This window comes from Methanobrevibacter sp. V14, from assembly GCF_963082475.1.
GTDB lineage: Archaea > Methanobacteriota > Methanobacteria > Methanobacteriales > Methanobacteriaceae > Methanocatella.
In genome coordinates this window covers 168894-180459 of sequence record NZ_CAUJAM010000008.1, presented here as the reverse complement: position 1 = coordinate 180459, position 11566 = coordinate 168894, and the positions used below count along the sequence as shown (strand labels likewise).

The 11566-nt window shown below is 30.8% G+C and carries 14 protein-coding genes; 3 read left to right on the top strand and 11 right to left on the bottom strand.

Features of this window, described 5'->3' with window-relative positions; genetic code table 11:
* Positions 1–91: 91 nt before the first annotated feature.
* Together Q9968_RS06755 and Q9968_RS06750 are read right to left on the bottom strand one after the other, a co-directional pair.
* On the bottom strand, positions 92–340 hold the full coding sequence (locus Q9968_RS06755) for a transcriptional regulator (RefSeq protein WP_305514739.1): 249 nt from the start codon (positions 338–340) through the stop codon (positions 92–94).
* Between the two features lie 49 nt (positions 341–389).
* Positions 390–1322, bottom strand: a complete 933-nt coding sequence (locus tag Q9968_RS06750) for a M48 family metalloprotease (RefSeq protein ID WP_305514737.1) — start codon at positions 1320–1322, stop codon at positions 390–392.
* Between the two features lie 320 nt (positions 1323–1642).
* Here Q9968_RS06750 and Q9968_RS06745 point away from each other — a divergent pair, with 320 nt between their 5' ends.
* Positions 1643–2575, top strand: a complete 933-nt coding sequence (locus tag Q9968_RS06745; RefSeq protein WP_305514735.1) for a type II secretion system F family protein — start codon at positions 1643–1645, stop codon at positions 2573–2575.
* Positions 2568–2750, top strand: coding sequence for a class III signal peptide-containing protein (locus Q9968_RS06740; protein ID WP_305514734.1), 183 nt, complete (start codon positions 2568–2570; stop codon positions 2748–2750). Before Q9968_RS06745 ends, Q9968_RS06740 begins: the two co-directional genes overlap by 8 nt.
* Positions 2751–2758: 8 nt before the next feature.
* Here the strand turns inward: Q9968_RS06740 and Q9968_RS06735 are convergent, their stop codons facing one another.
* Both Q9968_RS06735 and Q9968_RS06730 read right to left on the bottom strand, forming a co-directional pair.
* A complete protein-coding gene (locus tag Q9968_RS06735; protein ID WP_305514733.1) occupies positions 2759–3319 on the bottom strand; it encodes a TMEM175 family protein in 561 nt (186 codons plus the stop codon).
* Complete coding sequence (locus Q9968_RS06730; protein ID WP_305514731.1) at positions 3309–3887, bottom strand: TMEM175 family protein; 579 nt, start codon at positions 3885–3887, stop codon at positions 3309–3311. The genes Q9968_RS06735 and Q9968_RS06730 overlap by 11 nt, the downstream gene beginning before the upstream one ends.
* A gap of 49 nt (positions 3888–3936) precedes the next feature.
* On the opposite strand from Q9968_RS06730, the gene Q9968_RS06725 reads away from it, so the two are divergent.
* Complete coding sequence (locus Q9968_RS06725; RefSeq protein ID WP_305515033.1) at positions 3937–5349, top strand: lactaldehyde dehydrogenase; 1413 nt, start codon at positions 3937–3939, stop codon at positions 5347–5349.
* A 13-nt stretch (positions 5350–5362) separates the two neighbouring features.
* Here Q9968_RS06725 and Q9968_RS06720 read toward each other — a convergent pair whose 3' ends face one another.
* From Q9968_RS06720 to cbiD, 7 genes are all read right to left on the bottom strand, one after another.
* Positions 5363–6085 (bottom strand): tRNA-binding protein, encoded by a 723-nt coding sequence (locus Q9968_RS06720; RefSeq protein ID WP_305514729.1) that lies wholly within the window; start codon positions 6083–6085, stop codon positions 5363–5365.
* Between the two features lie 551 nt (positions 6086–6636).
* Positions 6637–6834 carry a 30S ribosomal protein S17e gene (locus Q9968_RS06715; protein WP_305514727.1) on the bottom strand — a complete coding sequence of 66 codons (198 nt, stop codon included), beginning with the start codon at positions 6832–6834 and terminating at the stop codon, positions 6637–6639.
* A gap of 13 nt (positions 6835–6847) precedes the next feature.
* Entirely contained in the window at positions 6848–7162 is a 315-nt protein-coding gene (locus Q9968_RS06710; RefSeq protein WP_305514725.1) for a chorismate mutase, read from the bottom strand.
* Between the two features lie 160 nt (positions 7163–7322).
* Positions 7323–8510: a succinylglutamate desuccinylase/aspartoacylase family protein gene (locus Q9968_RS06705; protein WP_305514722.1), complete on the bottom strand. Its 1188-nt coding sequence runs from the start codon at positions 8508–8510 to the stop codon at positions 7323–7325.
* Positions 8507–9373, bottom strand: coding sequence for a shikimate kinase (locus Q9968_RS06700; RefSeq protein ID WP_305514720.1), 867 nt, complete (start codon positions 9371–9373; stop codon positions 8507–8509). Before Q9968_RS06700 ends, Q9968_RS06705 begins: the two co-directional genes overlap by 4 nt.
* Complete coding sequence (locus tag Q9968_RS06695) at positions 9373–10455, bottom strand: glycosyltransferase family 4 protein (protein ID WP_305514718.1); 1083 nt, start codon at positions 10453–10455, stop codon at positions 9373–9375. Before Q9968_RS06695 ends, Q9968_RS06700 begins: the two co-directional genes overlap by 1 nt.
* Positions 10456–10484: 29 nt before the next feature.
* Complete coding sequence (gene cbiD / locus Q9968_RS06690) at positions 10485–11561, bottom strand: cobalt-precorrin-5B (C(1))-methyltransferase CbiD (RefSeq protein ID WP_305514716.1); 1077 nt, start codon at positions 11559–11561, stop codon at positions 10485–10487.
* Between the last annotated feature and the right edge of the window lie 5 nt (positions 11562–11566).

Here is an 11566-nt window from a genome sequence, read left to right as displayed (position 1 = left end):
TATCCCCAAGTTGCATATTAATAAGTTATATTTAACTTATTCACAACATATTAATAATTTATATCATAGAAATGTTTCGATGAAACATTAACTATTTAATATTTTCTAAAATATCAATGCCTTCATCAGTCAATCTATAAAGACGGCCTTTTTTAGCATTGGGATTGAGACATTCGACTAATTCTTCATTTTTAAGTTCTGTCAAGACATTAGAAATATGACTGCGCAATATCCCACTATCATCAGCGATTTGAGTTGGAATTTTAATACCGCCACCAATAGCTTTTAAAACTCGAACCCTATAAGAAGACCTTTCCACATACTTCTGTTTACCAACCATTAAAACCACCGTTAAATCTTATTTTCACATTAGGATATTTAAGTTCTTCTTAAAATTTAAAACCACAATTTGTACAGAATTTATCATTCAAACCGACTTTAGTTCCACAGTTTTGACAAAATTTAATATTATTTTCAGTCAAATGACTATCACTAAATTCTGATTTTGGAGTAGGAACTTCACCAATAACTGGTTTTGAATGAAAATCATCAGCATTATTAATTTCAACAATTATTTCGTTCATGGCTGCAATTCTTTTAGAATCAGAAGGATGGGTAGAGAAAAAATCGTGCTCATTAGAGTTTTGATTAGACATTGCTTGCCAGAAATGAGGAATATGAGCAATATCATATCCTGCCCAATGAATTATAAGCATTCCTAAATGATCTGCTTCAAGTTCCTGGTCTCTTCCCCACGGATTCATCAGGAAAAATTGAGAGCCAATGCTTACAACATTGGTAGCTGCACGAGTTAGAGAACCAAGCCCTCCCAAACCTACCAAATCCATTGCAAAACTACCAATCCAAGCAGCTGAAGTTATAGCATTTTGAGCATTTTGAGCGCTGATTCTTGTTCTTGAGTGATCAAGAAGTGCATGTGCCATTTCATGACCTAAAATAAATGCAATTTCCTCTTCAGTATTTGCAAATGACAAAATACCTGAAAACATGACAATTTTACCTCCAGGCATGCAAAAAGCATTTACAGTATCCTCTGCCACTAAATGAACATCCCAATCGTAGTAATCTTCAACATAATCTAATCTATCAATTTTAGCTAAATACTCATTAACAGCATTAATTAAATTAATAGCTACATTAATGACTGTTTGACCGTTTTGAGAATTATCTAAAAGTTGTGCTTGATTAATCATTCCATAATATTCATTATACGACTCTTGAAGGAACTGATCATCATCTACCATGTCAAAATGTTTTTTGCCTGTGAAAGGATTTAATGCACTTCTATCATCTTTTACCATGAGTAATAATATTATTATATTGTGTATAAAAACCTTTTTAATAATTCTCTTTCAACTTGTGTGATTTGAATTTTCACTAGTTTTTGAAAGAGATTGAAAATTCAAATTCCATCTAAACGTGATATAACACGCGTATTAATAATGATAATAATTAAAAAATTTCATCAGGAAAACCTTAAGTTTCTAGAAATGGGGCAATTCAAATAGTTTAAAAAAGGGTTTCTACAAGGTTTTATTTTCAATTAATATTGTTTTCATTTTCTGAAATTGCTTTTAAAACTCACTAATACTTTAAATATTTTAAAGCTTAATATATTTTCATGAAATTAAAAACAATAGATTATTTGGTAGGAATTATTGACAATATTGTTTCAGATAAATATTTATCAAAATTACAGGAATTTTTACTTAGTGGAGCTATTTTTACAGATGCATCGCAAGTTTTAGTCATGATTATAATTTTTATTTCACTTTCAGATTTAATCTTAGCATTTTCAATCTTGATGTTTAATCTGCCGGAATCTACATTAGTCTTACCGTTATTTGTAATTCCCGGACTTTTCACATATGTTATTGTAAAACAAGAGAGAAGAGCTCAAGAAATCGAAAAAACCGCTCCTGACTTTTTAAGACAACTTTCAAGCATGTTACAAGTTGGACTTAGCTTTGAAAATGCAATGGAAGATATGTCACAGTATGGAGAGGGACCAATGTATGATGAAATGCGTAGGACGATTATTGAAATCAGAATGGGTAGGAATTTTGATGAAGCTTGGAGAGCAATGAGTAAACGTTTAAAATCTCGTGAACTAGAGAGGGTCTTTGAGATTATCTTGGATGCAAGAAAAAGCGGATCTAGTATTACAAATGTTTTGTCAGATGTTTCAGATGATTTAAGAGAGCTACTTGCACTTAAACGGGAAAGAAAATCTGCAGTAATGATGTCGGTCATGTTTTTGATAATCTCAGCAATTATTGCAACTCCTTTTGCAATAGGTATGGTTAGTGTTTATGCAGGGTTTATGGAAATCTATGGAATGCAGTCAAATATTGTTTTAACGGCTCCAATTGTTGGCCAAATTTATTTAATCATACATTCTGTTTTAGTTGCATTTATAATTAGTATTATCATGTATGGGGAGCTTAAAAAAGGAATTAAATTTTCACTGCCACTGGCTGTTGCATCATTTTCAATATTTTATTTTATCTCTAATTTTGGTGGAAGTTTACTTATGGGGGGTTTATATGGATAATAAAGGTCAAACATCAGCAGAATTTATTTTACTGTTTGGTGGTATAATGGTTGTGGTTTTACTTGCAATTTACATGTATAAACATTATTTAAATGATTTAAGTGGCGTAATCGCATCAAAAGAAGTCGATGAATTCAATTATCAGTTAAATGATCTTGGAAGATATTTTAAATGAGGAATTGTTTAATGATGTTTGCCAAATATCCAAAGTGAAATGATTGAAAGTAAACAACACAGGGTGATTGCTGGAGGATAGGCAAGATAACCTATAATCATTCCAATTACCACTAAAACAATATTAATAACCAACACATAATCTTTTTCAAGTGACAATATAAGTGCAACATTTCCAGGATCCGAGTCTTTAAGTAATTTTGAAATGAGTTTTGTAAGAATTGAAGTTATAATAAAACAGAATCCATAAATGAACTGTGAAAAAAAGTTATAAAAATTTTCCGCAACAAAAGTAGTCATGTAAGGGAGTAATGAAAATACAAATAATGTAATCCCCATGGTCCAAATAACTTTTGAGTTAATTTTATAAACAACACTAAATAAATTATTGTTGAAATTCCAAAAATTAAAACAAACAATGAAACTGATAATATAAATTATGAACTCGTATCTTAAATTAAATAACGCCTCCCAACTGCCGTTTGAAGCCATTGGAATTTCTAAAACAATGATTGTTATGATAATTGCTAAAATAGCATCAACTAATGCTTCAAACCTTTCAGTTTCCATTTTCATGCCTCCTTAGAGCTTTTTCAATAACTATCCATAAAATCACCGATAAAAGACAAGAGATATAAATTCCCGGGGTATAAACAGTATATGTCAAAATAAAACCTATAATTAGAATGATCACCGGAAACTGATTGAATAAGTGGATAAAATTTTTTTCTTGGATTTCACTGTAAGGATTTGTTTTTGAAATAGTCCAAGTAGAAAGAGTATAAAAAATGTGGGTTACAATAAATAACAGTCCAAACATTGTCTCGGCAGGAATTGAATAAATATTATAAGCTAACCAAAGTGTAAAATAAGGAATTAGGGAAATAACAAAAGTTAATGCTCCATAAAGCCATAATGTTTTATTGTCAATATGGTCCACTAAGCGAAATATCTCATGATTGGAGTACCAAATGTTGTATAATACTAAAAAACTAATAAAATAAGCAACATAAATTTTTTGCAGTTCTAAAAGACCGCTCAAAGTTGGGGTTGTTGGTTGGGGGATTTTTAAAACTAAAACTGTAATAATAATTGCAATTATTGCATCAAAAAATGTTTCAAATCTACTAGTTTCCATACTGCAATATTTAAGTTTTAAACTATAAATTATTAACTAAGGTGATATGATGGACATGTTAATAGGTGGAAAACATATATCTAGTGAAGATGTACTTGAAGTTAAAAATCCATATGATGGTGATGTAATAGATACAATCCCAATTGCACACAGACAAACTGCAGATTTAGCAATCAGTTGTGCAAATATTGCTAAATATGAATTAATTGAAATGTCCGCTTTTAAAGTATCAAATAAATTATTCAATGTTGTTGAGAAGTTAAAAGATAAACGTGAAGATTTTGCTAAATTGTTAACTTTAGAAGTTGGAAAACCAATAAATGAATCCTTAAGTGAAATGGATAGGTCGATTGAAACCCTTAAACTTGCTGCTGAAGAAGCAAAAAGAATTTATGGGGAAAGCGTACCTTTGGATGCAGGATTAAATGGTAAAGGATTTTTTGCATTCACACAAAAGCTACCATTGGGAGTAGTTGCTGCAATAACTCCATTTAACTATCCACTAAACTTAACAATCCATAAAATTGCACCGGCTATTGCATGTAAAAATACTGTGATTGTAAAACCGCCAACAGAAGCACCATTGACAGTAATGAAATTCTGCGAATTATTAAATGAGGAATTTCCAGACGGTGTTGTAAACACAATCACAGGATTTGGTTCTGAAATTGGGGATTATTTAGTTTGCTCTGAAGGTGTTGATAAAATCTCATTTACTGGAAGTGTAACAACTGGAATAATGATTTCACAAAAAGCAGGAATGAAAAAATTAACTTTGGAATTAGGTGGAAATGATCCAATGATTGTCTTGAAAGATGGAAATATTGATAACGCTGTAAAAGGCATAATAAATGGAGCATTTTTAAATGCAGGTCAGGTATGTATGGGAGTTAAAAGAATAATTGTTGAAGAGGGCATTGCCGATGAGTTTTGTGAAAGATTAGTTAGTGCAACTGAAAAACTAGTCATGGGTGACCCATTAGATAAAACCACCACTCTTGGAACATTAATCAATGAAAATGCAGCTAGACAAGTTGAAGAAACAGTTAATAATGCTGTAAGTGAAGGGGCTAAAATATTGACTGGAGGTAAACGGGATGGAGCATTTTATCAGGCTACTATAATTGATAATGTTAAAACAGATATGGATTTGGTTGTAAATGAAACCTTTGGGCCTGTTGCACCAATAATTCGTGTTGGAGATATTGATGAAGCGATCAATGTTGCAAATGATACTGAATATGGTCTTCAAGCAGGAGTATTTACCTCAGATTATTCCTCAGCAATGAGATGCGCTCAGGAAATTGAAGCGGGAACAGTATTCATAAATAAACAATCCACATTCAGAACAGACAACATGCCATTTGGCGGATTTAAAAATAGTGGTGTTGGAAAAGAAGGAATAAAATATGCTGTAGAAGAAATGACTAAAACAAAATTAATAGGATTAAATTTAAGGTAATTTGATCCTTAATTCATTTTAAATAATTTTCAACAAGATTACGTGTTTCATTTAATGATTCCATTGGAATATTTTTCGGCATTTGTCCAAGTTCACCTTCAACTTCTTTTAAAATATTACCATTCATTCCAAGAAACATTCCTTCACTAACAATATCACTAAAGGCTTGTGGCGGCAACAAGGATACTCCTACTTTGTTATCATCTTTAACATTCATATCATTTGTTACAACAGTAATTGCTCTTTTTCCAAGATTTACATTACAAAGCATTAAGTCTTCATTTTTCGGATGTTGTGTAACACTCATAACTTCCCCAACTTTAATGTCAACTCCAAGAATAGGGTCATTAATAGATCCTAAGGATAGCCTATCTTTTAGGCCAATAATGGAATCTAAGAAAAATCTTACTTTTGCAATATTTTCTTGGGTTTTTTCACGATCTTCTTTAGGCGTATTTCTTAAGAATTTTTTATTCCAATCATCTCCTCCTAAATATTCGATAATCATTAAGGCTTTTTTATTTAAGGCAGCAACATCTGGTGAATTTACCAATTCATCCCCCTCAAGGTAAGAATAAGTTAATGATTGGAAATCACTATTCATTTGTTTTCCCATATCAATTGCTTGTTTTTTATTCCAACTTCCTCTAAAAGAGGCTGTTGGAATAAGGTTTAAATAATTTTCTCTTGCTTTGCTTGCTACTAAAATTCTATAATCTTTTGTTGTATCCCACATTTAAAGCCCTCTTTAATGTCTACTTTATATTTTTATTTTGTAATCTAATAAATTTTTTGCAAATTCTTTTTGGGTTATTTTTCTTTCTCTAATGAATCCATTATCTTTGATAATATATTTTTTCGACACAAAACAATCAAATATTTTAAAAAATTATGTGATGAACATATCAAAAGAATAGACCATTTTCGCTCCAATTAGATTAATTGGTGTTTAAAAACATTAATATCAGAAAAAAAGTTTTTAATGGAAACTTTGTCCAAGTGAAATCACACAAGTTTTTGAAAGAGCCAATACTATCTTCATAAGTAACTTTAAATATAATATACGCTAAATATTATTTAATTAAAGATTGACAATAAATAACAAATTCATTTTAAAAAATAAATATAATAAACACCAATCAAAATCAACAAATAAATAATATTATAATAATGACAAAATAAACCTAAAAAATCAAATTTCTAAATTGACAACATTGTAAAACATGCATCAAAATCGCTGAAAAGTTTAAAATAAAAAAAGAGTGAAAAATAAATATGAAAAAAAGCTTATTCGTGGGTTTGTTCTAACCTTACAAGCCTAGTTACATATCCTGCAATTTTATTTCTTAAATGTTTAGTACTTACAGTAGAGTATTCCTGTACTAATTTTTTGTTTTCATCAAAATCAGTAGTAAAAACACCATTGTGAGTTTCGATTAATTCTTTTGCTAAACGTTTAACAAATGAAGTTCTAATATTGCCCATTAACATTCCTCCCTTAAAATTTCTTTTGCTCATTTTTACTTAAAATAGTCAGCATATTTACTATTTGATCAATTATATCAACGTCAAGATTATTTTCCTTGGCCATCCTCTCGATTTTTTCATGAATTGCATCCTCTCTACTTTTATCGTAAATTGGCATTTCAAGATATTGTTTAGAAAGAGATATATCTTTTGCAAGAGAAGTTCTTTCGGAAATTAAATCAAATAACGCATTATCAATTTCATCAATGCGTTTTCGGGATTTCTCGAGAAGTAGCTCTGCCTCTTCTTTATTATTAAAAGATTTTATTTCATCATTACTTTTCAAAAAAAATCACCAAATTGATAATAATATGATTTATTGAAATCCTAGTATATAAACTATATGTTTACTATTTAAAGAAACGATTTAAATTTCAAAATGATTTGATTATTGAAAGCAATTTTGCCTGACAAACAACAGCGAAAGGACATTAATAAAAATTCCCTTAGACAATTGAATTAAATTTTAATAATGCAATCATCATATTATATGAGGTTTTAACCGTTTTTGCAGTTACAGTATTATGTGGAAGCAATACTTCGCAAATAACTGCAGGAATACCTTTTTTATTAACATTATCAGCCAGCGCTCCAGGATATTGTTGACCTGCATATTTATAAATTCTTTTGTTAACTTTAGCATACCTTGCAATGTATTTTGTCAGTTTATTGCATTTTTTCGCAGGAGCTTTAGATCCCATTACAATATCTTTTCCGGGACTCCCTCCAGGTTGGGTCGTGTGGAAATCACCATAAGCATCAGCGTTGCACTTGACAACAAGATTTACTATTTTATTAGAGATGGTTCCAGCTTTATTAGCTACACGATTATAATCAGTTCCGGTATGTCTTACTTTTTTAGAAATTGCTTTAATATTAACAAAAGGCATAATATAAACAGTTCCTTTAATTGGAGTTTTGCTCAAATACTCAATTAATTTCATTACACCCACTTGAGAGGATAATTCATTACCATGAACCCCCGCAGTGATGAATACGATTTTGCCTTTTCCCCCTTTAAATTTTAAAAGAAGATTTCCTTTTTTAGCAGCTTTAATAGCTTTTTTTATCCATTTATTATTAGGCATGTTCTTTTTAAGTAATTTGACTTTAGAAATATCTCCTTTATTGCCCCATTTAAAAATTTTCATGGTAATATTATTTGACACAGTATAAGTATTTTCACCAGATAAATTCCCAACATAATAGTTTATTGTGTATTTGCCTGCATCATAATTAAGTTCTAATGTAGCTATACCGTTAGAATCTGTTTTGGTATTATAAACATTACCTGCTACTTTAAATCTTACATTTTCCCCAATAATCACACTACCATTTTGATTAAATACTTTAAGAGAAAACTTCGCTTTATTTCCATATGTACTTTTAATGTTTTTAGCAGATACTTTAGATGGAATCTGAATAATTTCTTGACTCGAATCATCACCAGCATTATCTGTACTTAACGTGTTATTTTGATTTGAATCATCACTAATTGAAACTTCAATATTATCTTGTTCTACTTCTGATATTTCACATGCGCTATCTGAAGCAGAGATATTTTCAGTTGCTGAAACTGCAGAAATACTGATAAATACAGCTAAAAGCAACAATACAACACACATCTTTTTCATAAAAAACAACACCCCTCATTATCCACTTTAGTTTTAAATATATGTCCTTCATACTTCATCCAGGACTCCTGGACATTATCAATAGAATTATCATCAACAATAGCAACAAAAGATGAACCTGTTCCAGACAATCCTGATGCTAAAGCTCCAGATTCAAGAGCATCAACAGCAATTGAAGAATTAAAACCTAATGACGCGGAATAAATCAATCCATTTAAATTCAAAGCACTGAAAAATTCCCTTTTACATGCAAAATCATATGCAACTTCAACTAATGGAGCTAAAACTTTCATGCGTTCCACATTAGAATCGCCAGACTTTGAATAAAAATCAGGCATATAAATTAAAACAGAATAATCCTCCATTTTCTCTTTTAAAATGAATTTTCTGTTTTTATTGTCTGTGATGACAACTCCTCCAAAGTAAGATGCAGTTGCATCATCAAATGATCCGGTAATTGTAACACCGGCATCGATTGATGCATTTACAGCCATATTGACCACTTCCAAATCAGTTAATGGAGTTAAATTATACTCACAAGCAATAATATCAGATACTACTTTGACAGCAGCATTTGATGAAGCGCTACTGCTTGAAAGACCTGATGCTACAGGCAAACTGGATTTTGTTTTTAAGCTAATTCCAAAATCATTGAAATCAATATTATAATGATTGAAAACTTTATTTACACATAAATCCATCAATGTATTGTCTGCACCAACGTCATTTACACATGCAATCCCACTGGAAGTCGTTTTTGCCTCGCATTTTATATCAAGTCCAATTCCAAAAGCAGAACCAAAACCCGTTGCAATAGCATTAATTATTGTTGCAGAACCGGGAGATCTTACAGTTTTTTTCATTATTTAACCTCATCATAAGGAATATCAACTTCAGAGAAATTCAATGCCCTATTTCTAGCATTCCTCGATAAACTTAATCTTAAATTATCATCATTAACAATATTATCAATTGCTTTAGATATTGAATTGACATTATTTGGATTAACCAGTAAACCAACATCTTTTGTAATAATCTCTGAAATTCCACCAACATTACTTCCAATAACTGGTTTGCCACAAGCCAAAGCTTCAATTAACACCAAACCAAAACTTTCTGAAAAAGACGGTAATACTAAAACGTCACATCCCGGAATGATGTTTTCTACATCCCTTCTTGAACCGGCAAATATCACATCGGGAATATTTTCGTCTTCAACTTTTTTCTTAAGTTTTTTAAATAATGGGCCATCTCCAACAATTATCAAATAATAATCACTATCTGCAATTTTTTTAGCCTCAAGAAGCGAATCAACATTTTTTCTTTTAATTAAATTTCCAACAAAAAGAACAACAGGTTTATCCTCAAGATTATATTCCTTCTTAAAGGAATCATTTTCATTAGTTGAAAACTTAGTAATATCTACAGAATTCCATGAAAGTTTGGTCTTATTAGCTATCCCGACAATACCAGTTTCAATAATTTCATCTCTTAAAGCATTACTTACAGCAAAAATACCATCAGCATCATTTAATACATTTCTAATTCTAGAACGCATCAATGGATGAGATTTATATAATTCAAACATGTCAGAACCATGTGCTGTAACATAAGTTTTAATATTGTGTTTTTTTCCAACTTCAACTGCTGCTGCACCTGCAGGGAAGATATAATGGCCATGAATAATATCAATATCAACTTTTTCTAGAAGTTGTTCTAATGCTTTTTTAGCATTCTTTTTAAACATCAATCCTCTAACACCGGGAATATTAATGCCTTTTGTTCCAATAACATGTATTCCATCAATATCCTTAATGTCTTTGTGAGGATAAGTTATTACATAAACTTCATTTCCGCATTCTACTAATTTTTTAGATAAAGTATGTATATGCACTCCCACTCCACCAAAATGGGGTGGAAACTGGCCAACCATAACTATTTTCATGAAAATAATACTCCAAGTTTCAATGTATATTATTTAATGAAATTATTGTTTAAATAATTGCCTTCCATATCCACCAAGATAACATTTAAATCTAAATCAAAACGTTGATGGCATCTCTCAGAGATAGCATCAGCAATACTATTTGAAACTTCAACGGAAATATTCAGTTCATTTAAAATATCCATCATATCATCAGTTGTTTTTGAATCAAATAATCTTTGAAGGTCTTTTTGATTTGCACCACATAATGCAGCATGTGCAACCATTATTTCACGTCTTCCATCAGCAATAGCATGTTTGGTGTTGAATATTCCTCCTGCAACCTTAATTAATTTACCCATATGTCCAAAGAAAGTGAATTTGGTTATTCCACGTTTTTCAGCTTCTTCAAACATGAACCCCACATAATTACCCGTTTGAATAATTTGTTCTTTAGAAACCCCTAATTGTTTTAAAGCTAATTTTTCACCAATATTACCTGGAACAAATATTAAATTATCTAAATTCAATGCTATGGCAACATCCAATTGTGTTACAATGGAATTTTTATATGCATCACTTGACATTGATCTTGCAATGCCGGTAGTGCCTAAAACTGATATTCCACCAACGATGCCCAATTTTGGATTCATTGTTTTTTTAGCTATCTTTTTACCTTCAGGAATAGAAATAGTAACTTTTGCAATTTTTCCTTCAGGTATTTTGTCTGTTAAATTTTCTAAAATCATACGGCGAGGAACAGGATTTATAGCATACTCCCCTACAGGAATTTGAAGACCCGGTTTTGTGATTTTACCAACACCTTCACCACCAGTTATGACAACATTAACTTCCCCACCTGTTTTATCTAACAATTCAACAGTTGAAATTATTGCAAGGTCAACAGTAACATCAGGGTCATTATAAGGATTTTTATGAGCTATTGCCTGAGCTTTAGTGGATGAAAATTTTTTGCATTCATCGATTAGGATGTCCAAAGTTTTTTTTGGAGTTTCAACTTTAACACATGCAATATCTTGCGAATCCAAAATTGCATCCAAAGCTGCAAGAGAACAAGCCGTTGCTACAGTACCTGTTGTAACACCAGTATAATTTTCATTATTCATTTTAA